At 75.2% G+C, this 19,915-nt stretch carries 23 protein-coding genes; 9 read left to right on the top strand and 14 right to left on the bottom strand.

All coding sequences use genetic code 11. The features are described 5' to 3' along the window. Nucleotides 1-4 precede the first annotated feature (4 nt). The 4 genes from ACERUJ_RS04240 to ACERUJ_RS04225 are packed head-to-tail and all read right to left on the bottom strand — an operon-like array spanning nt 5 to nt 4,168. The gene (locus ACERUJ_RS04240) at nt 5-1,069 is read right to left on the bottom strand and encodes an ABC transporter ATP-binding protein (RefSeq protein WP_370247200.1); all 1,065 of its coding nucleotides are present in this window, start codon (nt 1,067-1,069) and stop codon (nt 5-7) included. After that, nucleotides 1,066-1,938, bottom strand: coding sequence for an ABC transporter permease (locus ACERUJ_RS04235; protein ID WP_370247199.1), 873 nt, complete (start codon nt 1,936-1,938; stop codon nt 1,066-1,068). Before ACERUJ_RS04235 ends, ACERUJ_RS04240 begins: the two co-directional genes overlap by 4 nt. Beyond that, a complete protein-coding gene (locus ACERUJ_RS04230; RefSeq protein ID WP_370247198.1) occupies nt 1,935-2,873 on the bottom strand; it encodes a hypothetical protein in 939 nt (312 codons plus the stop codon). The genes ACERUJ_RS04235 and ACERUJ_RS04230 overlap by 4 nt, the downstream gene beginning before the upstream one ends. Continuing rightward, nucleotides 2,870-4,168, bottom strand: coding sequence for an ABC transporter substrate-binding protein (locus ACERUJ_RS04225; protein ID WP_370247197.1), 1,299 nt, complete (start codon nt 4,166-4,168; stop codon nt 2,870-2,872). The genes ACERUJ_RS04230 and ACERUJ_RS04225 overlap by 4 nt, the downstream gene beginning before the upstream one ends. A 189-nt stretch (nt 4,169-4,357) precedes the next feature. Here ACERUJ_RS04225 and ACERUJ_RS04220 point away from each other — a divergent pair, with 189 nt between their 5' ends. Next, the gene (locus tag ACERUJ_RS04220) at nt 4,358-5,002 is read left to right on the top strand and encodes a CDP-alcohol phosphatidyltransferase family protein (RefSeq protein ID WP_370247196.1); all 645 of its coding nucleotides are present in this window, start codon (nt 4,358-4,360) and stop codon (nt 5,000-5,002) included. Between the two features lie 56 nt (nt 5,003-5,058). Continuing rightward, a complete protein-coding gene (locus ACERUJ_RS04215; RefSeq protein WP_370247195.1) occupies nt 5,059-5,739 on the top strand; it encodes a TVP38/TMEM64 family protein in 681 nt (226 codons plus the stop codon). A 32-nt stretch (nt 5,740-5,771) separates the two neighbouring features. Here ACERUJ_RS04215 and ACERUJ_RS04210 read toward each other — a convergent pair whose 3' ends face one another. The 7 genes from ACERUJ_RS04210 to ACERUJ_RS04180 all read right to left on the bottom strand — a co-directional run bounded on the left by ACERUJ_RS04210 (nt 5,772) and on the right by ACERUJ_RS04180 (nt 12,136). Then, nucleotides 5,772-6,947, bottom strand: a complete 1,176-nt coding sequence (locus ACERUJ_RS04210) for an NAD(P)/FAD-dependent oxidoreductase (RefSeq protein WP_370247194.1) — start codon at nt 6,945-6,947, stop codon at nt 5,772-5,774. 8 nt (nt 6,948-6,955) lie between these two features. Beyond that, complete coding sequence (locus ACERUJ_RS04205; protein ID WP_370247193.1) at nt 6,956-8,443, bottom strand: NAD(P)/FAD-dependent oxidoreductase; 1,488 nt, start codon at nt 8,441-8,443, stop codon at nt 6,956-6,958. 313 nt (nt 8,444-8,756) lie between these two features. Further along, nucleotides 8,757-8,984, bottom strand: a complete 228-nt coding sequence (locus tag ACERUJ_RS04200) for a ferredoxin (RefSeq protein WP_370247192.1) — start codon at nt 8,982-8,984, stop codon at nt 8,757-8,759. Further along, nucleotides 8,981-10,177, bottom strand: a complete 1,197-nt coding sequence (locus ACERUJ_RS04195) for an NADH-ubiquinone oxidoreductase-F iron-sulfur binding region domain-containing protein (protein ID WP_370247191.1) — start codon at nt 10,175-10,177, stop codon at nt 8,981-8,983. Before ACERUJ_RS04195 ends, ACERUJ_RS04200 begins: the two co-directional genes overlap by 4 nt. Then, nucleotides 10,174-10,758 (bottom strand): ferric reductase-like transmembrane domain-containing protein, encoded by a 585-nt coding sequence (locus ACERUJ_RS04190; protein ID WP_370247190.1) that lies wholly within the window; start codon nt 10,756-10,758, stop codon nt 10,174-10,176. Before ACERUJ_RS04190 ends, ACERUJ_RS04195 begins: the two co-directional genes overlap by 4 nt. Then, nucleotides 10,755-11,771 (bottom strand): FAD:protein FMN transferase, encoded by a 1,017-nt coding sequence (locus ACERUJ_RS04185; protein ID WP_370247189.1) that lies wholly within the window; start codon nt 11,769-11,771, stop codon nt 10,755-10,757. Before ACERUJ_RS04185 ends, ACERUJ_RS04190 begins: the two co-directional genes overlap by 4 nt. After that, nucleotides 11,768-12,136 carry a hypothetical protein gene (locus ACERUJ_RS04180; protein WP_370247188.1) on the bottom strand — a complete coding sequence of 123 codons (369 nt, stop codon included), beginning with the start codon at nt 12,134-12,136 and terminating at the stop codon, nt 11,768-11,770. The genes ACERUJ_RS04185 and ACERUJ_RS04180 overlap by 4 nt, the downstream gene beginning before the upstream one ends. 100 nt (nt 12,137-12,236) lie before the next feature. Here ACERUJ_RS04180 and ACERUJ_RS04175 point away from each other — a divergent pair, with 100 nt between their 5' ends. After that, nucleotides 12,237-12,698, top strand: a complete 462-nt coding sequence (locus ACERUJ_RS04175; RefSeq protein ID WP_370247187.1) for a hypothetical protein — start codon at nt 12,237-12,239, stop codon at nt 12,696-12,698. After that, a complete protein-coding gene (locus ACERUJ_RS04170) occupies nt 12,695-13,069 on the top strand; it encodes a hypothetical protein (RefSeq protein WP_370247186.1) in 375 nt (124 codons plus the stop codon). The genes ACERUJ_RS04175 and ACERUJ_RS04170 overlap by 4 nt, the downstream gene beginning before the upstream one ends. Before the next feature lie 6 nt (nt 13,070-13,075). Here ACERUJ_RS04170 and ACERUJ_RS04165 read toward each other — a convergent pair whose 3' ends face one another. Continuing rightward, nucleotides 13,076-14,035, bottom strand: coding sequence for an esterase/lipase family protein (locus tag ACERUJ_RS04165; RefSeq protein ID WP_370247185.1), 960 nt, complete (start codon nt 14,033-14,035; stop codon nt 13,076-13,078). Nucleotides 14,036-14,092: 57 nt separating this feature from the next. Continuing rightward, on the bottom strand, nt 14,093-15,301 hold the full coding sequence (locus tag ACERUJ_RS04160) for a DUF222 domain-containing protein (RefSeq protein ID WP_370247184.1): 1,209 nt from the start codon (nt 15,299-15,301) through the stop codon (nt 14,093-14,095). 267 nt (nt 15,302-15,568) lie between these two features. Here ACERUJ_RS04160 and ACERUJ_RS04155 point away from each other — a divergent pair, with 267 nt between their 5' ends. Continuing rightward, nucleotides 15,569-15,850 (top strand): hypothetical protein, encoded by a 282-nt coding sequence (locus ACERUJ_RS04155; RefSeq protein WP_372715296.1) that lies wholly within the window; start codon nt 15,569-15,571, stop codon nt 15,848-15,850. Nucleotides 15,851-15,974: 124 nt separating this feature from the next. After that, nucleotides 15,975-16,343, top strand: a complete 369-nt coding sequence (locus ACERUJ_RS04150; protein WP_370247181.1) for a hypothetical protein — start codon at nt 15,975-15,977, stop codon at nt 16,341-16,343. 234 nt (nt 16,344-16,577) lie between these two features. Here the strand turns inward: ACERUJ_RS04150 and ACERUJ_RS04145 are convergent, their stop codons facing one another. Beyond that, on the bottom strand, nt 16,578-17,729 hold the full coding sequence (locus tag ACERUJ_RS04145) for an acyl-CoA dehydrogenase family protein (protein WP_370247179.1): 1,152 nt from the start codon (nt 17,727-17,729) through the stop codon (nt 16,578-16,580). A gap of 114 nt (nt 17,730-17,843) precedes the next feature. On the opposite strand from ACERUJ_RS04145, the gene ACERUJ_RS04140 reads away from it, so the two are divergent. The 3 genes from ACERUJ_RS04140 (at nt 17,844) to ACERUJ_RS04130 (ending at nt 19,898) form a co-directional block, all read left to right on the top strand. Further along, entirely contained in the window at nt 17,844-18,524 is a 681-nt protein-coding gene (locus ACERUJ_RS04140) for a TetR/AcrR family transcriptional regulator (protein WP_370247177.1), read from the top strand. A gap of 470 nt (nt 18,525-18,994) precedes the next feature. Further along, nucleotides 18,995-19,393 (top strand): hypothetical protein, encoded by a 399-nt coding sequence (locus tag ACERUJ_RS04135; protein WP_370247176.1) that lies wholly within the window; start codon nt 18,995-18,997, stop codon nt 19,391-19,393. Between the two features lie 22 nt (nt 19,394-19,415). Next, nucleotides 19,416-19,898: a hypothetical protein gene (locus ACERUJ_RS04130; RefSeq protein ID WP_370247175.1), complete on the top strand. Its 483-nt coding sequence runs from the start codon at nt 19,416-19,418 to the stop codon at nt 19,896-19,898. The last annotated feature ends 17 nt before the right edge of the window (nt 19,899-19,915 follow it).

Genomic DNA, 19,915 nt, shown 5'->3' with positions numbered 1-19,915 from the left:
CGCATCAGGCTGTCGGGACGGCCCAGCCGCGTGTGAGGGGTGCGTTCAGGGCCACCGCGGCGCCCGTCGGCACCGACTCCCCGGCTGCCAGCGGCACCTCGACCGTCGTGCCGTCGGCCCCGACGAGGGCGAGGGAGCGGCCGTCCCGGATCCGGAGACGCTCCATCACCCCCTGCAGGTGCAGGCCGGGGCCGGCGTGCAGCACGGCGTCGGTGGGGGCGAGTGTCAACCGCCAATGGGTCGTGGGACACAGCAGCACCGCCGCGCCCTCGGTGATCGGGCAGCTCGGCTCGATCACCACCCGGCCCCAGGTCGAGTGGTGCACGCCGTCTCGCACCGTGCCCGGCACCTCGGTCCACCCGCCGAGCAACCGGGCGACCCCCACGGTGGCGGGCCGCGACCGGAGCTCCTGCCAGGTCCCGACCTGGACGACGACACCATCGATCAGCACCGCCACTCGGTCGGCGCCGGCGGCCTCGTCGAGGTCGTGGGTGACCAGCACTACGGTGGGCGCGTCCTCGCGACGCAGGTCCGCGAGCAGGTCGTGCATCTGCTCCCGGGTCTCGCGGTCCAGGGCGCTGAAGGGCTCATCCAGCAGCAGCACCGGCCGGGCGGCCGCCAGCGCGCGCGCCAGCGCCACCCGTTGCTGCTGACCGCCCGAGAGCCGGTCGGGTCGGCGTCGGGCCAGTGCGGACAGGCCGACCCGTGCCAGGTGGAGGGCCGCCCGCTCCCGTGCCGCCCGGCGACGGTGGCCGGCGGCCCGCAGCGGGAAGGCGACGTTGTCGAGGACGTCGAGGTGGTCGAACAGCAGCGGGTGCTGGAACAGCATCGTCACCGCACGACGCTCGATCGGGACACCGGTGACGTCGACGCCGTCCTGCACGATCCGGCCCGCGTCGAGCGGGGTGAGGCCGGCCGCGACCCGCAGCAGCGAGGACTTGCCCGAGCCCGACGGGCCGATCACCGCCAGCAGCTCGCCCGAGGCGACGCTCAGATCGACCCCAGCCAGCGCGGGAGCGGTGCCGCCGGGATAGCGCAGCACCAGCTGGTGCAGGTCCAGGCTGCTCATGTCGCCCCCGCGTGCCGCAGGCTCAGGGTCGCCGCCAGACGCCGGATCGCGAGCGTGAGCGTGAGGCCCGTCGCGGGCAGCAGGACGGTCATCAGCGCGAGCGCGGCAGTGGTGTTCTCGTTGCCGGTGCCGGCGGCGCTGGCGCCCAGCAGGATCGGAAGGGTGAGCGTGCGACCGCCGCCGAGCAGCAGGGTGACGGCGTAGTCGCTCCATCCGACGAGAAACGCCAGTCCGGTGGCGAGCAGCAGGCTCCGGCGCATCGCGGGCCGCACGACCCACCGATGCGCCTGGCGGGGGGATGCGCCCAGCGCGCGGGCCTGATCGTGCCACTGCGGTGTCACGCGGGTGTAGCCGGTGGCCGCTACGGCGGTCGTGTACGGGAGGGCGAACAGCACGAGCACCGCCGTCACCGCGACCGGTGCGGGCACGCCGATCCGCAGGATCACCACGTCGAGCCCCATCGCGATCCCGACGGGTGGGAGCAGCAGCGGTGCGAGCAGGATCGTGAGCAGCCGGCGTGGTGACCCGGTGAGCCCCCAGGCCAGCACCCGCCCCGCCGCCAGGCCGAGCGGTACCGCGATCGCCGCCACCGCTGCGCCGAGCAGCAGTGACCGTCCGGCAGCGGCGAGTGCGCCGTCGCGCAAGGCCTGCTCCCACCCGTCGGTCCCCCAGTCCTGGGGGAGCGGAGCGCGCAGGCTCCAGCGGTCGGTGGCCCCCCACAGCAGCAGCGGGATCAGCGGAAGCACCAGCCACACCACCCCCAGCGCGCCGAGGACTCCGACGGGACCCGGTGGTGCTGGACGGTTCGGCGGTGCGGGACGGTCCAGGAGGGCCCGACGTCCCGGCAGGGCCCGCGGCGAGCGGTTCATCGGCGGCCCCTCGGTGCGGGTGAGGTGTGCAGGTCGCCGAGGAGCGGTCCGACCAGGCGCGGGAGCAGGAGGAGCGTCAGGGCCACGGCGGTGAGGGCGAGCCCGGCCGTGGTGAGGACGGCGGCCGCCGCGGCCGGGCGGTCGAGCAGGTCGAGGGAGCGGAACAGCCGGACCGACAGCACCGGGAGCGGCTCGGGAGCCGCCCGGCCCAGCAACCACGCGACCTCGTAGTTGCCCAGGGTGAAGACCATCGCGACCAGACCGCCGGCCAGGGCGGAGGGGAGGGCCGCCGGGGCCACTCCCCAACGCCACCACGCGACCGTGCCCGCGCCGAGCGAGCGCGCGGCGTCGCGGCGCGCGGAGTGCCCGGGGGCGAGGGCGGCCACCACCACGAGGGCGATGAAGGCCGACTCCTTCCAGGCGAAGGTGAGCACGACCGCGGTGGGGACGTCGCCGGCCACGAGGGCGGGCCAGTCGCCGGGGCCGATCCCCAGACCGGTGCCCAGGCCCGAGCCCAGGGTACGGGCGGCCACCCCGCGATCCTCGAGCAGCAGGCCCATCGCACTGGCCCCCACCAGGTGCGGCACGAGGAGCACCGCGACCAGCGCGCTGCGCAGCAGCGCAGCGCGCCGGGGCGCGAGCACCGCGGCGTCGAGGAGCACGAGCGCGAGGAGCAGCCCCATCACCACCGCGAGGGCGGTCGAGGCCAGCGCGAGCCGCAGGCTCTCGACCACGCCGGGGCCCAGGTCGGCGGCGACCTGACGCCAGCCGGCGGCGGTGAGCTCGGGCTGCCCGAACAGCGGGAGCAGGCCCACCGAGGTCAGCAGGACCGCGCCCATCCCGGTGCCGGCCACCACGAGGGAGACCGCGACGGCCGGGCCTGCCGGCGCCGCCGGTACCGCCGCACGCAGGGCCGGCCTCGTCGGGGCTCTCATCGGCGCCCGAGGACCTCGCGCCGCCAGCCGTCGTCGAGGGGACCGACCCAGTCCGAGGCCAGCTCGGGCACGGCGCCCTTCGACAGCACCTCGTAGGGCGGCACGACCGGGGACCGGGGGAGTGCGGCGAACAGCGCGGCGTCGGCCGCGTCGAGCCGGCCGGCGTCGAGCACGGTGAACTGGCCCCAGACGGCGGGATCGGCCTTCGCCGCCTGCTGGGCGGGGGAGAGCGCTAGGTCGGCCACCACCATCGCTCCGGCCTGGTCGGGGGAGGTCGCGGGGATCCCGAGGAAGCTGGCGTTGCCCACCGTCCCGTCCTCCAGCGTGAGCACCCGGGTGGTGGCCGGGAAGGTCCCATCGGCCACGAGCGCCGTCAGGGTAGCCGGGCCGTAGGTCATCGTGACGTCCACCTCGCCCCGCGCGTAGAGCCGCTCCAGCGCGGCGACGTCGCGCGGGTACGTGCGGCCCTCGCGCCACAGCGACGGCGCCAGGCTCCGCAGCCGCTCCCACAGAGCGGGGGTGAGCCGGTCCGCGGCGGCCTGCTCGAAGCGGGGCGGGACCCGGGTGGCCCCGCCCGCCACCGCGTAGAGCGCCTGGCGCACGAACACCGAGCCGGTGAAGTCCGGCGGTGCGGGATAGGTGAAGCGTCCGGGGTGGTCCTGGGCCCAGTCGAGCAGGCCCTCCAGGGTGCGCGGCGGCTCGGGGATCGCGGCGCTGTCGTAGGCGAAGGTGAACTGCGCCTTGTGCCAGGGCGACTCGCAGCCGTCCACGGGCTCGCCGAAGTCGGCGGTCAGCAGGGGGTCCTGCGGGTCGAGGAATCGGGCGTTCGGGAGGTCGTCGGCCCAGCCGCACAGCCAGGCGCCGGCCTGTTTGCCGGTGGCGAAGTTGTCGCCGTTGACCCACACCAGGTCGACGGCGCCGTCGGTGCTGCCGGCCGCCCGCTCGGCCAGCATGCGCTGCAGCGCCTCGGAGGTGTCCGCCACCGGCACCCGCCGCAGGGTCACGCCGAGATCGGCGGCCGCCGGAGCCAGGACGTCGTCGACGTAGGCGTTGCCGCGCTCGTCGCCCCCGAACATCCACAGGTCGACCGTCTGGCCCTGCGCCTCCTGCAGGACCTCGGTCCAGGGCCGGTCCTCGCTGCGGGGCGCGACCGGGTCGGGGGCCGCGCAGCCGGTGATGCCGAGCACCGCGGCGCCCAGGGCCAGGGCCCACCTCGCCCGCCGGCGGCCGCGCCGGGCCCGCGAGGGGTGGTCCGGTCGGGTGTCGCGGGCGGTCGGAGCGTGCGGGAGCGGCATCACGGGCGGGATCTCTCTGGGAGGGGACGGAGCCGAGCGTCCCGGATCCGGCGGTGGTTCGATGGCCGGCGGGCACACGGATGGGTCCGGAGGTTCGGGTCGAGTGTGCGGGATCGCCACGGCGGGCCGGGTGGGGGCCCTCGGTAGGGTCGTGGACGTCCCGAGCCCCCGGGCCGGAGGAGGAACGAGATGTTCGACGCCCGGGTGCGGGTGGTCCTGGCCGCGCCGCTGGAGCGCGGGGCCGCGTGGCTCGACCGACCGGGGATCACCCCGGGCCGGCTCACCGCGGCCGGTCTCGCCCTCGGGCTGGCGAGCGCGGTCGCCGCCGCGTCGCAGTGGTGGGTGGTCGCGTTCGTGCTGTGGGGAGGCTCGCGGCTCGTCGACGGACTCGACGGTCCGCTGGCCCGGCGGCGCGGCGCCACGGAGGCGGGCGGGTTCGCCGACATCATGGCCGACTTCGCCGCCTACGCCGCCGGGGTGGTCGGCGTGCTCCTGGGCGTGACCGCGACCCAGGGCTGGTCGGCCGGCACCGCCCTGCCGTTCGTCGCCGTCCTGGTGGCCTACTACCTCAACGGTGCGGCGTTCCTGGCCTTCTCCTCCCTGGCCGAACGGCGGGGGCTGGCGCAGGACGATCCCCGGTCGCTGCGTTTCCTCGGCGGTCTCGCCGAGGGCACCGAGACGGTAGTCGTGCACAGCGTGTGGCTGCTGTTGCCGCTGGTCGATCCCGACCTGTCCGTCGTGGTCGCGGTGGGCTGGGCGGTCGTGGTGGGGCTCTCGGCGGCCGGTCGCGTCCCGGCGGCGCTGCGGGCACTGCGCGCCGGAGCGACGGCATGACCGATCACGACCCCGGGCCGGATCAGGGGCCGGATCAGGGGCCGGACCCCGGGCAGGTGGACGACGAGGCTCGGGGTGGGGCCGGCACCCGTGCCGATCTGGCTCGCGTCCTCGCCCTGCTCGCCGCGGTCGTCGCGGTCGCGGTCGGCATCCGGGTCAGCGGCTGGGACGGACCGGCGCAGCTGCGCGACGCCGCCGAGGGCCTCGGGCCGCTCGGGGCCGTCGCGTTCGTGGCGGGCTACGCCGTGCTGGTGACGCTCCCGGTCCCGGCCTCCGTGCTCACGCTCGCGGCCGGGGCGCTGTACGGCGTCGCGGGCGGCGCCGTCGTGGCCTGGGCGGGCGCCCTGCTCGGGGCGCTCGGCGGCTTCGCCTTGGGGCGCCGCGTCGGTCGGGGACCGGTGGACCGGCTGCTCGGCGGTCGCCTGCAGGAGGCCGACCGCGTGCTGGGCGAGCACGGTCTCACGGCCGTGCTCCTCCTGCGACTGGTGCCGCTGTTCCCCTTCACCCCGCTCAACTACGCGTGCGGTCTGCTGAGCCTGCGCGCCCGCGACTACCTGCTCGGCACCGCCCTCGGGATCGTGCCCGGAGCGCTGGCCTACGCCGCGCTGGGCGCCTCGGGCAGCGACCCGGTCGGCATCGTCGTCGGTGCCACCGCGCTGGTGCTGCTCACCGTGGGTGGCGGCTGGTGGGGACGGCGCTTGCGGCGCAGATCCGACGACGTGCCTCGCTGCCCCTGACTGACCCCGTCACTGACCCCGTCACTGGCCCGTCACTGCCACCGGCGCAGCCAGCGTCGGTCCAGGTGCGCCTTCAGCGGCCCCGCCCCCCGCTGCCACCAGCGCTCGCCGCGCACGGCGAGGGCGGCCCCCGCACCGAGGTCCCAGACCGCGAGCGACGTCGCTCGGGGGCGGTAGGCCGGCGGCCGGCGGTCGGGGCGCAGCAGCCCGGCCAGCAGCACCGGCGCCTGGCGCACGCCGTGCACCCCGATGCGGGGCAACGGGCCGGGCAGGAAGTGGGCGCAGTCGCCGACGGCGTAGACCTCCGGTCGGGCGGGGTGCTGCAGGTGGGCTGTGACGGGCACCCCGCGGTGATCGCCGAGTCCCCACCGCTCCAGTTCCGGGGCGGCCCGCAGACCGGTGGCGACCACGGCGAGGTCGTGGGCCATCCGCTGCGTGTCGCTCGTACCCGAGCCGGCGGCGTCGGAGGTGGCCCAGCGGCCCGTCACGGCGTCGCGCTCGACGGCCTCGATCCGGGCGTCCAGGTGCACCGCGATCCCCAGCGCGGCCAGCCGTGCGGCGACGACGCGGCGCGCCCCCGCGGGCAGTGAGGGGCCCAGCACCGGGCCCGACTCCAGCAGCCGCACCCGCGGCCGTTGCGGGTGTGTGGCGATGCCGCAGGCGAGCTCGATGCCGCTCCCGCCGCCGCCGATCACCGTGACGCTCGACGGCCTCGCCGGGCTTCCGGCGTCGAGGAGCGTCCCGAGCCGCATCAGGGGGGCCAGCGGTTTGACGGGGATCACGGCGTCGGGCACCGCCGCCCAGGGCGAGGTCGTCGTGCTGCCGAGGTTCAACGACACCAGGTCCCAGGCTAGGTCCGCCCCGCTGTCGATGCCGTCGGTGGCGTCGGTGCGGGCGGTGCGGGCGTCGAGGTCGAGGTCGGTCAGCCGCCCGACGTGATGCCGCACCCCGTGGCGGCGGGCGAGGGCGGCGACGTCGATCCGCCCGGGCGCGTGGCCGGCGGTCGCGGCGGTGCGGGTCGCGAGGGCGGCCACGGTGCCGGAGTAGTGGAACGCTGCGGGGGCCACGAGCACCGGCTCCACCCCCGCTGCCCGGAGCCGATCGGCGGCGGCGATCAGCGGCAGATGGGCGTGCCCGGCGCCGACGAGCAGGAGTCGCACGGGGCGACCCGCCGGCCCGTCCATCGTCCCGGTCATCGTCCCGGTCATCGGCCCGGTCATCGGCCCGTCCATCGGCCCGGTCGCGGCAGGCGCCGACGCCGCCAGCGCACGAGGGTCCCGGTCGCCCGCCGGGTGCGCGGCGACTCCAGGCCGGTGCGCAGGTCGGCCAGCGCGGCCTGCCAGGGCCCGTCGGTCCAGGCCGGATAGGGGTGCGTGACCGCGCCGAGCTGGCGGGTGCGCAGGCCACGGGCGACGGCGACGCTGAGCTCGCCGAGCATCTCCCCGGCCCGCGGCGCCACGATCGTGGCGCCGACCACCCGTCCTCGGCGATCGATCGCGAGCCGGGAGAATCCGTCGGTGCGGCCTTCGGCCACCGCACGGTCGAGGTCGGTGTGGGGCAGGCTCACGACCCGGCCTCCGGGCGGGGGCGCCGCGGTGGGCGCACCGACGGCGGCGATCTCGGGGTCGGTGAAGACCACGCGCGGTGGAGGTGCGGGAGCGACGCGGCGTCGCAGGCCGAGCACGGCGTTGGAGGCGGCGAGGCTGCCGTGGGTTCCGGCCACGTGGGTGTGCTGCGGATGGCCGGTGAGGTCGCCGGCCGCCCACAGCCGGGGGTTCGTGGTGCGCAGCCGCGGGTCGACCTCGACCGTCCCGTCCGGGCGGGTCCGCACGCCGGCGGCCTCGAGGCCCAGGTCCGCGGTGCGTGGGGTGCGTCCGAGCGCGAGCAGCACGCGGTCGCACGGGATCGAGGCGCCGTCGTCGAGCACCACCGCCGTCGCGGTGACCGCGACCGCGCGTCGTCCGGTGCGCACGTCGATGCCGTCGGCGAGCAGGCCCGCGGTGAGCACCGCCGCGGCATCGGGGTCGACCCCCGGCAGGATCCGGTCGGCCGCCTCCACGAGCGTCACCCGGGAGCCGAGCCGCTGGAGCGCCTGGCCGAGCTCGACGCCGATCGCACCGGCACCCAGCACGACCAGACGCGCCGGCAGTCGCTCCAGCTCCCACACGGTCTCGCTCGTGAGCGCCGGCGGATCGAGCGTGTCCAGGCCGTCGAGGGTGGCCGGCACGGTGGGCGAGGCGCCGGTGGCGAGCACGCCGCGCAGGAACCGGTGCCGTTCCGGCTGCCCTCCGTCGGTCGGTGCGACGATGATCTCGTCCGGCCCGGTGAATCGGGCACGGCCCCGGCGCACGCTCACCCCGACCTCGACCAACGACGTCACCGAGTCGTGCGGCTCGATGGCGGCGATCGTCGCGCGCACGTGGGCGCGTACCCGGCCGAGGTCCACCGCGAGGGCCCCGACGTCGATCCCGAGGTGTCCGAGTCCCCGGGCGCGGGCGACGCCGTGGGCCGCCGCCAGCAGCGCCTTGGACGGCACACATCCGGTCCAGAGGCAGTCGCCGCCGGTGCGGTCGGACTCCACCAGCAGCACCCGCGCCCCGAGGCGTGCCGCGGTCTTGGCCGCGACCAGCCCGGCGGTGCCACCGCCGACCACCACCAGGTCCCACGGCTCGTGCGTCGCGTCCGCCGCCTCGGCCGTGCTCATCGGTGGTGACCCGGGCCCACGACCACGGCGTGGACCGATCCCGTCCTCATCGTGCGCCCTCTCGTCGACCGGTGCTCCCGCCCCATCCTGGCAGGTGGGTACCCACCGTGACGCAGTCCGTTTCCGGGTCTGTTCCGGGTCCGGGTCGGAGTGTCGACCTCAGCCCGAGTCCACCGATCTGCGGCGCCGAGCCCCACGATCCGGGCACGCGGGTGGCGTCGCCGACGCTCGACGACCGAGCGGGGTGCCGGCGCATCGGGCGCCTGCCCTCCCGTCCGTCGGGAGACACCGAGGACGCCGGACGTCGATGGACTCAGGCTGTGCCGTCGAGCAGGCGCAGGGCCGCGCGCGGGCAGGCGCGCGCCGCGTGACGTACGGCCGACTCCGTGCCGCGGGGCACCTCGGCGTCGCGGTCGGCGCCCGGGCCGGTGCCGCGCAGCAGGGGGTAACCCCACGGATCGAGGGTCAGCAGGTCGGGCAGCAGCTCGGCGCAGCCCCCGTGCCCGTCGCAGCGGGTCCAGTCCAGGTGCAGTCGGGTCATCGTGTCGCTCCTGACGGGTGCGGGGTGCTGGTCGGGGTGGGGCAGTGGCCGGCGAGGTGGGCGCGGACGTGGTCGCCGAACGCCGACCACGCGCTGCGCACCATCCGCACCGTGCCGTCGGGGTGGGCGCAGGCGCCGCGGCCGTCCACCAGCGCCGCCACGCGGGCGACCTCGGCCTCCAGCCGGGGGTCGGGGTGGGCGTCGGCGAGGTGGCCGAGGGTGGCGGCGAGGTGGGGCAGCCCGTTCACGCACGGGCCGCACTGGCGGGCGCTCTGGTCGGCCAGCCAGCGGGCGATGTCGGCGGTGGCGCGCACCGGGCACGTCGTCGCATCGAGCACGTGCACCACCCCGGCGCCGGTGCGGGGGTCACCCACCGGGATCCCCAGCTGCGACGGCGCCAGCCAGGTGCCGTGGTAGCCGCCGAGCAGGACGGGTCCGCAGGTCGTGGGGTCACCCCCCGCGCGTCGGATCACCTCGACCAGGGGGGTTCCCCGCGGCACCTCGAGCACGCCCGGGTGGCGGATCGCGCCGCCGGTGCCGCTGATCGTCAGCAGCTGCGGCGCGGCCGCACGGTAGGCGGCGGCGCCGTGGCGCGCGACCAGGGCGACGTGCGCCAGGGTCTCGGCGTTGAGCACGAGGGTCGGCCGGCCGTCGAGGCCGCGCTCGCCCACCCGCACGGCGGGGTCCCGGGGCACGCCCGGTCGCCCTCCGAGGGCGGCGACGACGGCCGACTCCTGGCCGGCGACGAAGCCGCCCGGCAGCCGGCGTACGGCGATGCTGCGGGCGGAGGCGGCGGCGCGCACCGCGCGATCGTCGACCTCGGGGCCGACGGCGAGCAGGCGGTCGCGGGTGCCGAGCGCGTGGGCCACGACGTCGAGACCGTCGAGCACGAGCCCGGGGGCCAGTCCCAGCAGGGCGGCGTCCTTGCGGCTCAGCGGCTCGCCCTCCATCGCGTTGCCGACCACCACGGGCCGACGCCGGCGACCGGCGGCCGCGGCGACGGCCCGCACCTTGCGTGCGGTGGGGAAGCCCGCGCCCCCGCGACCGGTGAGGCCGGCCTGCTCCACGACGGCGAGCAGGGCCGCCAGGTCGAGCAGCGGGACGGGCCCGTCGGGAGTGGCACCGAGCAGGCGGACGCCGGTACCGGTGGTGGTGGCGGAGGGGGTGGCGGGATCGAGCGTGGGCGCGGTCATGCGAGGACCTTCCGGGGGACGCGCTGCCGACCGCGCTGGTCGACGGCGGGGCTCAGGCGCCACAGCAGCGCCAGGACGACGGCGGCCGTGCAGGCCACCGCGAGGGCCACGAACCAGGCGTGCCCGGCGTCGGTGCCGTTGCCGAGGCCGTGGGCGAGGGCGACCGGCCAGAGCAGGTAGGTGAGCAGGTGGACGCCGCGGAACACCCGCGGGCCCACGCGGTGGCGCAGCAGGCTCACCGCCACGATCACGACCAGCAGGTCGACCGCCACGGTCCCGAGGCCCTGCCACAGCGGGCGGTACTCGCCGAAGAACGGCACCAGCCAGTCGAGCAGGGTGAGCTGGGCGTAGGGGTCGAGGGTGAGCGTGGTCAGGTGCAGCACCACCAGTCCGGTGGCGGTGAGCGACGCCGTGCGGTGCAGGTCGCTGGCGCCGACCCGGCCGAGGCCCGGCAGCGTGGCGCCCGCGCGGGTGCCGATGCCGAGCACGACGGCCACGGTGAACAGCACCAGGGCGGCCACTCCGGTGCCGCGTCCCAGCGCCCACATCGCCTCCGCGCTGAGCGGGGTCAGGCCGCTCATGACGCGAGTCCCGAACGGCCGTGGTCGGAGTCGAGGGGGCGCACCTCGGCGGGCCAGCCGCCGAGCCGCACGACCTCGGCGTCCGGGGCCACGACGCGCGCCGGCACGCCCTGCGCCTGCAGCCACCCCAGGCCCTCGGTGCCCATCACCAGGGCGGCGGTGGCGCAGGCGTTGGCGGCCAGGCAGGTGGGGGTCACGACGCTGACGCTGGTCCACGGGGTGCGTGCCGGGCGGTGCGTGCGGGGGTCGATGAGGTGGTGGCGCTGCTCGCCGTCGCGACGCCACGTGCGGCGCGCGATGCTCGACGTCGCGAGCGCCTGACCGCCGGGCAGCGACACGATCGTGCCGGGGTCGGGTGATCCGGCGGGGCCGCCGTCGCGCACCAGCACCTGCCAGCCGCCGTCGGGGGCGGGACCGGCGGTGGCGATGTCGCCGCCGAGCTCCACGAGCACACCGACGCCGGTGCGGGCGTGGGCGCGGGCGGCGGCCAGGTCGGCCGCGCGGGCCTTGGCGGTCGCGCCGAGGTCGAGCACCACGCCGCCGGACAGGCGCAGCCGGGTGCCGTCGAGGGCGACGCGGCGCCAGCCCGGCACGGGGCGCACGACGACGCGGGGCCGGTCGCCGTCCAGGTGGAGCCGGCCGATCTCGTGCGGGATCGTGCGCACCTCGCGCAGGTCGCGGTCGTAACCGAGGTCGCTGAGGGTGGCGCCGACCGTCGGGTCCACCGCGCCCCGGGTGGCCGCGGCCATCGCCAGCGCGTGGCCCAGCAGGTCGGCGAGCAGCGGCGACACCTCGGTCTCAAGCTCGCGGTCGCGGGCGGCCACCGTGAGGCGGGACAGCTCGCTGTCGGGACGAAACCGGCTGGCGGCGTGCTCGACGGCGTCCAGCACCAGCTCCACCTCGTGCCGGGCCTCGGCCAGGACCGCGGGATCGGTGACGGCCACCGCCATGTCGCAGCTCCAGCGCTCCCAGTCGCTGCGGGCTACCTTGCGGGCCACCGTGCGGGTGCTCACGAGCCGGCCGATCGGGCGTCGGGGGCCTGCGAGCCCTGGCCGGGGTCGACCTGGCCCTGACCCCAACTGTTGCTGCTGCCCGGGTCGGTGCTGCCCGAGTCGGTGCTGCCCGAGTCGGTGGTGGTGCCGGTGCTGTCGGTGCTCGTGTCGGTGCTCGTGTCGGGGCTGGCGGCGGCGGTGCCGGTGTCCACCAGCGCGGCCACGGCGACGGCGCCGACGAGGGCGCTCCCGGCGAGGCCGACCTGCGCGGCCCGGAGTCGGGCGCGGTGGCGGCGTCGTCGCTCGGTCTCGGCGGTGACACCCCCCGGGCCGCCGGGTGCGGCGGCGTGGTGGGCCTGCGGCTGGTACGGGTGCGGGAGGGTCATGACTCGAGACTGCGGCGGGAGTCTGTGTGTCACCTGTGGCAGGGCCCAGGGGTGCCCGTGGCTTCGGGGCGGGTGGTGGGCGCGGCCCTAGGCTGGGCGCATGACCGGGGACGAGGCGGATTCGGCTCCGTGGCGGGTTGACCTCGACGCACTGATCGCGGAGTTCGAGGGTGCGGTGCGCGACCTGCATCCGGTCGACGAGTTCCCGCCGGGGGCGTTCGGCTGGGTCGTCCTGCCGCGGGGAGTCGAGCCGCTGGGGCTCGGGCGTCCCGACGAGCCGGACGAGGCCGCGTGGGGAGTCCTCGCCGAGCATGCCCGACGTGCCTCCGCGGCGCGGGCCACCCTGCTCGGACGGGCGACCACAGACGACGCCGGTCGACCGACCGTCTACGTGCTGCACCTCGAGCACGCGGATCCTGCGGTCGAGGCGTCGGAGTACACCGTCCCGATCACCCTCGGCGACCGGCCGCCGAAGCCGTCGCGGTTCCGGGCCGCGTCGCCTCGCTCGGTCCTGCTCGGCACCCCCGAGGTCGAGCCCGTCCCGCGCCGGGTGTGGCGATGAGCGACCCGTTCACCCCCGACGAGCGCGGTCATCGGCTGCGGGTGCAGGCGTTCGTGCTCCACCTCAGCGAGGTGGCGGGCTTCATCGTCGCGCTCCTGGTGGCGGCGGGCGCGGTGCTGCTCGGCGTCATCCTGCTGGGTCAGGGTCGCCCGCTGGGCGCGGTCGTGCTCGTGGCCGGTGCGGTGATGCTGCTGTGGTGCGGACGCGCGCTGATCACGCCGTTCCGCACCGACAACACCCCGCTCACGCTGGCGCTCGCCGGGGCGGCCGTCCTGCTCGCTGCGGCCGAGGGGGCGCGGGTGCTGTGCCTGCTGCCGCTGGCGCTGCTGGTGATCCGGCTCGGCGTGCAGTCGCACGGCCGGCGGATCTAGCGGTCGTCACCGACCCCCGGCGCCGGTCCCGCGGGCGTAGCGCGGCAGGGCCGGCTCGGCGTCCACCCAGCCGGTGGGGTTGGCCAGACCGAGCGCGAACCGCAGGATGCTCTGCACGAACACCGGCGAGCCGGCCGGATCGCCGTGGGGGATGAACGCCTGCTGGCAGGTGGCGGGGTCGATGCGCGCGGGGTCGCCCGGGCCGGGGTGGGTGAGCGCGTCGAGGGTGAGCGCCCAGCCGACCGGGTCGCCGAGGATCAGGCCGTGCTCGGAGGGGTCGGCGGGACACACCTGGTTGAGCACGATGTTCACCGCGCCGGGGAGCTCGCTGGCCTGCGGCTGCGGGCGCACGATCTCGTCGTAGGGGCCGGCGAGCGAGGTCACCGACACCCGGGCCGGCAGGGGAGCGCGGCGCAGTGCGGCGACGGTCCGCGAGCCCTGGCGCAGCTGCCAGGCCAGGGGGGAGCAGCGGTTCAGCAGGCACAGCTCGTTGCCCAGCTGGGTGCCGCCGAACGGGCCGGCCAGGCTGACGACGTCGTCCACCACCGCGGCCGCCGCGGGCCAGTACTTGACCGCCCACACCGGCAGCGCGCCGCCCTGGCTGTGGCCGATCACCGAGATTCGGCGACCGGCGAGGGCGGCGGTGACGCGGATCGCCCTGCGCACCCGCACGGCGGCGCGGGTGAAGCTCGCCAGCCCGTCCTTCGCGAGCGACACCGTGCAGGTGGCGTAGCCCTCCGCTGTCAGCGCCCGCTGGTAGCCCCACGAGAACGCCTCGTCGGGGCGCGACCCGGTGCCGGGCACCAGCAGCACCACCCCGCGCGCGTCGCGCAGCGTCGCGGCGTCCGGGCAGGACAGCCACGACGGCGTCGATGTGGATGCGGGTGCGGCCGCACGTGCCGGTGAGGGCAGCGGACTGCCGACCACGAGGCCGACCATCAGGGCGATCAGGAGCAGGGTGCGCACGAACGGCGATGCGTGTGGGGGTCGCATACCCCGCTCAACGAGCCGCCGGCTGATGTGTCACGGATCACTCCCGCGGTGCCCGTTCGCGTCGCCCCGATGTCGTGCGCGGTGGTGGCGGGGACATCGTGGCTTGCCGGTGAGGTCGGTGCCGCCGCCGGACTCCCAGGGCGGGTCGTGGTCGATCTCGCAGTGACTGGCGGGGACGTCGCAGTCGGGTTCCTGGACGCAGGTGGGGTGCATCGTGGCGATCGCCATCCGCTGTGCCTTGGTGTGGAAGCGGCGGGTGCGTCCCCAGTCCAGCACCATGCCGACGCCGTCGAGGACGGCGGGGAGGATTCCGGCCTTCGCAGCGAGCCGGCGGGCGGCAGTGGCGGAGATCCGCTCGCCGGTGTCCAACAGGCCCGCTTGGTCCAGCTGAGAGGTGAGGTTCTCGATCGTCATCGTCACCACCACGGTGGCGCCGCACCCGGCGCGGTCGGGCAGGTCCTTGTCCTCGATGCGTTCGAGCAGGTCACAGAACGCCTGCCCCCAGCGCTTGGGGGTCCGCAGGGTCGGGTCGTAGGACCCCGCACCCTCCGCCGCACGACGAGCCTTCGGGGCACCGATCGCGATCAGCATCTTGCGCAGCATCGCGCCATGCAGCACCGGGACCCGGAACCAGCCCTCGACCGTGCCGTCGTCGTGCTCCACCATCGAGAACCGCGTGCGCTGCGCAGCACGCGCCTCCTGCCGCTCGAGAGCCGCCGACTCCCGTGCATCCGCGGCCACCGGATCCAGCAACTCCCAGATCCGCCGCCCCAGGACCCGCAGGTCTTTCGCGTGGTGTGTCTCGGCCTTCTCCAGCAGATACGTCGAGGCCTGCTCGCGGTCCTCCTCCGGGACCTCCGCGACCGCGTCGACGATCACCTTCGCCTGCGCCTGACTGATCCCACCCGCCGCCAGAGCCGCGGCGACGTCGGGCCGCGCCTCCAGCGCGACCGCCTCCCGCAGCGCCGCCCGCCCCTGGGCCACCGTGGTCCGGGTCGCGCGGGCGTGCCAGACGGCGACCGATTCCGCTCCCGACTCCTGGTGGGCTCCGATCTCCTCGGCGTGCACCAGCACCCGCGCCCGCAGAGCCGTGGTGACGGCCTCGAGCTCAGCGAGCTCCTGGAGCACCATCAGGCTCTCGGCCGCCCCGAGCCGCCACACCTCCCCACCCGCCGCCGCGCCCAGCGCGGTGCGAGCGGCGTGAGTCAACGCCGCAACGCTCACGTCCGGGGTGGCCATCTCCATATGAGGAGTCAACACGAGAGCACCGACAGTTCCGCGACGCCCGATCGAGGCGGTGGAGAACCTCGAGGGGCCCCTGGCTGGGGATGATCCGTGGTCGTGTCGACGCGGCGGGAGAAGGGACACTGCTGCGCCCGTCGAGCCGGAGGTCCAGGGCCGAGCCGCAGGCAGAGTCCCGATCAGTGAAGTCGGCGCCCTGAGGGCTGGGCGGGAGTAGGGTGCGCGACATCGCGTCGGATCCGCCGACACAGCTTGGAGATCGAGGTGGCGACGATGGGCCATCGCTTCGCCAAGGCCGTTCTCTCCCTGGCGCTCGCCCTCGCGTTCGTCTGCGTGGGCCTGGGCGTGTTCGTGATGGTGTCGGCTGACACGCAAGGGGTGCCGAGCGACGTCGGGATCATTGGGCTCTGGCTCGCGGCGGCCGTCCTGGTCGTCGTGGTGGTCCTGTTCTTCCTGATCCGAGCGGTCTTCGCGCTGGGCGTCAGGAGGGGCGCTGCGGAGAGCCCGTCCCGAGACGCTGAGGGAGCCACCGGGCCACGCCCATGACGAGCGGGGTCCCCTCGGCATCTTGCCGGGGCGCCCCGTGCCCGGTGCTCGCGTGGCCGCCTGATGTCTGGTCCGAGGAGGAGGTCCTGATTCGCGGACCCGTCGACGGATTCGGCGCGATCCCATGACCACATGGATCGAGCCGTCCGACCTGCTGGCCCTTGTGGCGGGCCTTCGCGTGCGCGGTGCTGAGGCTGTCACCGACGTGGTCATGCGACGACCGACCGAACTGATCCCTGTCACTGAGCCGGCCCTGCCGCCGCTCGACATCGCGACCTACGAGGTCAGGCTCGAACGTTGGCAGCAAGGAGAGGGACCTCACCTGACGGGGATCGAAGACCTCGTGGCTGCGCTGCGCACGCTCCGTGAGCCGGCGCGGGCCGCGTGTGTCTCCGGGAAGGTCACCACCTACGCCTACGTGCTCGACTCCGCCTTGACGCGCGCAATCGCCGCTGTTGCCATCGACCCGCCGATGACGGGAACCGGCCCGTGATGAGGAGGCTGCTCGTCACCGTTCTCGCGTCGCTCCTCGGCGTGCTGTGGGGCGGGTTCCCGATGGCTCCCGAGGCGGTTGCCACCCCAACGCTGCATCTGGCGACGTACCTCCACGACTGCCGCCACCAGTGTGGTGCGGGTGCCTGTCGCGCCGTCGTCGACGGTGAGACGCGCAACGGCCGGTCGGCGCCCCCCGGCGGCCGACCGGCCGTGGCCGATGAGGTGAGGTCGCTCAGCGTGCGAGGACCGAGCGGGCCATCACGATCCGCTGCACCTGGTTGGTGCCCTCGTAGATCTGGGTGATCTTGGCGTCGCGCATCATGCGCTCGAGCGGGAAGTCGGCGGTGTAGCCGGCGCCGCCGAGCAGCTGGACGGCGTCGGTGGTGATGGACATGGCGGTGTCGGAGGCCAGGCACTTGGCGGCGGCACCGAAGAAGGTGAGGTCGTCGTCCTCGCGCTCGGACTTGGCGGCGGCGACGTAGACCATCTGGCGGGCGGCCTCGAGGTGCATGGCCATGTCGGCGAGCATGAACTGGATGCCCTGGAAGTCGGCGATGGCCTTGCCGAACTGGCGGCGCTCCTGCACGTAGGCGGTGGCGACGTCGAGGGCGCCCTGGGCCAGGCCCACGGCCTGCGCGCCGATGGTGACGCGGGTGTGGTCGAGGGTGCGCAGCGCCAGCTTGAGGCCGGTGCCGGGCTCGCCGATCATCCGGTCGCCGGGGATGCGGACGTCGTCGAAGAGCAGCTCGCGGGTGGGGGAGCCCTTGATGCCGAGCTTGCGCTCCTTCTCGCCGAACCCGAAGCCCGGGTCGTCCTTCTCCACCACGAACGCCGAGATGCCCTTGCCGCGACCGGCGTCGGGGTCGGTGACGGCGAGCACGGTGTAGAACGACGACTCGCCGGCGTTGCTGATCCACGCCTTGCGGCCGCGCAGGATCCAGTCGTCGCCGTCGCGCACGGCGCGGGTGGTCATGGCGGCGGTGTCGGAGCCGGCCTCCCGCTCGGACAGGCCGTAGGAGAAGCCCTCGCCGGCGGCGAGGCGGGGCAGGTAGCGGCGCTTGATCTCCTCCGAGCCGCCCAGCTGCACCGGCAGCGAGCCGAGCTTGTTCACCGCGGGGATGAGCGAGCTGGACACGCAGCCGCGCGCGATCTCCTCGATGACGATGCAGGTGGCGAGCGCGTCGGCGCCGACGCCGTCGTACTCCTCCGGCACGTGCGGGGCGTGGAAGTCCGAGGCCACGAGGGCGTCGTGGGCCTCGCGGGGGTAGCGGGCCTGCTCGTCCACCTCGGCCGCGTACGGGGCGATCTTGTTCTCCACCAGGTCGCGGACGGCGGCCCGCAGCTCCTCGTGGTCGTCGGTGGTGCGGAACAGGTCTGCGGTCATCGCGGCGTCGCCTCCGGTCGGGAATCGATACTCGGTCTCACAAGGGTGATACCGAGTCTCACATGTTCGTGTGGCGCACACAACTCCGCGGCGCCGACCTGCCAGAGTGGGGCCGTGAGTTCGCGCGACCGCCTCGTCGAGGCCGCCTTCGCCCTGTTCGAGGAGCAGGGCTACGACGCCACCACCGTCGAGGCGATCGTCGAGCGCGCCGGCGTCAGCCGGGCCACCTTCTTCCGGACCTTCCGGTCCAAGGAGGAGGTGATCTTCCCTCGCCACGAGGAGGTGCTGGGCCGGATCGAGGCGCGCCTGGCCACCGGCTCGGCCGCCACCATGGGCCTGGCGCTCACCGAGGCCTCGCGGCTGGTGCTCGAGCAGTACCTGGAGGAGGGCGAGCTCGCCCACATCCGCTACCGGCTCACCCGCACCGTGCCCGCCCTGCGCGACCGCGAGCGCGCCAGCATGGCCGACTACCAGCGCCGCTTCCGCGAGGCGCTGCGCGGCTGGATGCCGCCGGGCGCCGACGCCGACCTGCACGCCGAGCTCCTCGCCGGCGCCGTCGTGACCGCCCACAACGCCGTGCTGCGCCGCTGGCTGCGCGGCACCAGCGCCGACCCCCGCGCCGAGCACGACGACGCCATGGCCGCCGTGCTCGCCATGACCCGCGTGTGGGGCGAGCCCGACGGGCCCGCCGCCCCCGCCCGCGTCGTCGTGCTGCGCAGCGACCTGCCCGACGACGTCCTGCTCGCCCGGCTCGACGCCGCCCTGGCCGGCGAGCCCCGGCCGCCGTCGGAGTAGGGCCACCCCGCCGCACTACCCGCCCACCGGTCCGGCGGTCGGACTCGTTGGTGCGTTGTTCACGTGGAGGGTCCGGTGAGTGTCGGTGGGTTCTGCGACGGTGGGAGACGTCGTCGACTCGGGGGTCCACCATGCATCATCTCGGCCTGTTCATCGCCGGTCTCGCCTGCAGCGTCGCGCTCGGCGCCACAGGCTTCACGTCAGCGCATGCGGAAGGCGCCCCGGGGCGATCCGCCGGGTCGCCGCGGCCGGCCGCCGTCGATCCACGACAGTGCGCGCGGGCCGTCACGGACCGGGTCGGCCCCTGGTGGTGCGTCGAGGACGCGTCCGAGACCGTGGTCCGCTCCTCCCGGATCGCCCCGCCCGAGGGGTTCTGTCGTGGATCCGGATGCTGGACCTGGATCAGCGTCTTCGAGTCGAAGGCATCCGTGCTCGGCCCGTACGGATACGGAGCGCGGACCCTGGGCGATGTGAGTCTGACCGCTCTCGACACCTACTCGGGGAGTGCACTGAAGTCGCGCTTCACGTTCCGGTCCTCCGGAGCGGCCGTCCGGGACCTCGAGTTCACGCTCCGCAGGCTCGACGCGAGTCGGGACGGGTCAGGAACCCCCATCACGGACGACTTCGTCCGGAGTGTCGATCCACTGACGTCGCAGTACACCTTCAGGCTCCCTCCGAATGCCCGGGGCATCGAGCAGAGCAGCTACCACGAGGCGGAGTGGTCGGTCCCGGGATATCCGGGCACGTGGTACGTCTTCGTCCGTGGGCTCCAAGCCTTCCGTGACGCCAACGGCGGATACCGGTTCTACGACTCCCCGATCGAGATCATGGAGTCACTCCCCGCAGGCGGCGGGTATGCCGCCCCCTGACGGCGGGCTCGACCGTGCCGCTGTGCTCCGGTGGGTTGCGCTGCGGGTGTGCGACGACGTCGTCGACGGCTGTGGTCTGGCGGTCTCGTGGTCGCTGATGTCGTGGCGGGACGGCACCCCCGTGCTCGAGTTCCTGCTCGGCAGCGGGCCAGGGGAGGTCATCGAGGGTCGGATCGGGCCCTCGCCCCGCGGGTCCGCCGGGTACGTGGTGATCCGGGGCGACTCGAGCGAGCCCGATGACGCGCGGATCGCCCTGGCCCTCGACGACGCTGCCGACACGCTGCGGGCGATGGTCAGTCGGCGACGCCGGAGTGAGGGGATCGGAGGTGACTGGCCCCCGTGCCCGCGGCACCCCGACGACCGCGATGGTCACGGTGCCGAGGTGTTCTTCGATCATCGGCTGGGGGTGCCGGTGTGGATCTGTCCTCGGACGGAGGGCGACCCCGCCGGTCCTGACGTGATCGCGCGCGTCGGCGAGCTCGCTCCTCGCCGCGGTGACGGCTGAGCCACGCGACCCTCACG

This window comes from Nocardioides sp., assembly GCF_964228225.1.
In the GTDB taxonomy this organism is placed as follows: domain Bacteria; phylum Actinomycetota; class Actinomycetes; order Propionibacteriales; family Nocardioidaceae; genus Nocardioides.
The sequence above is the reverse complement of the archived record's forward strand: the minus strand, read 5'-3'. Positions and strand labels throughout refer to the sequence as shown.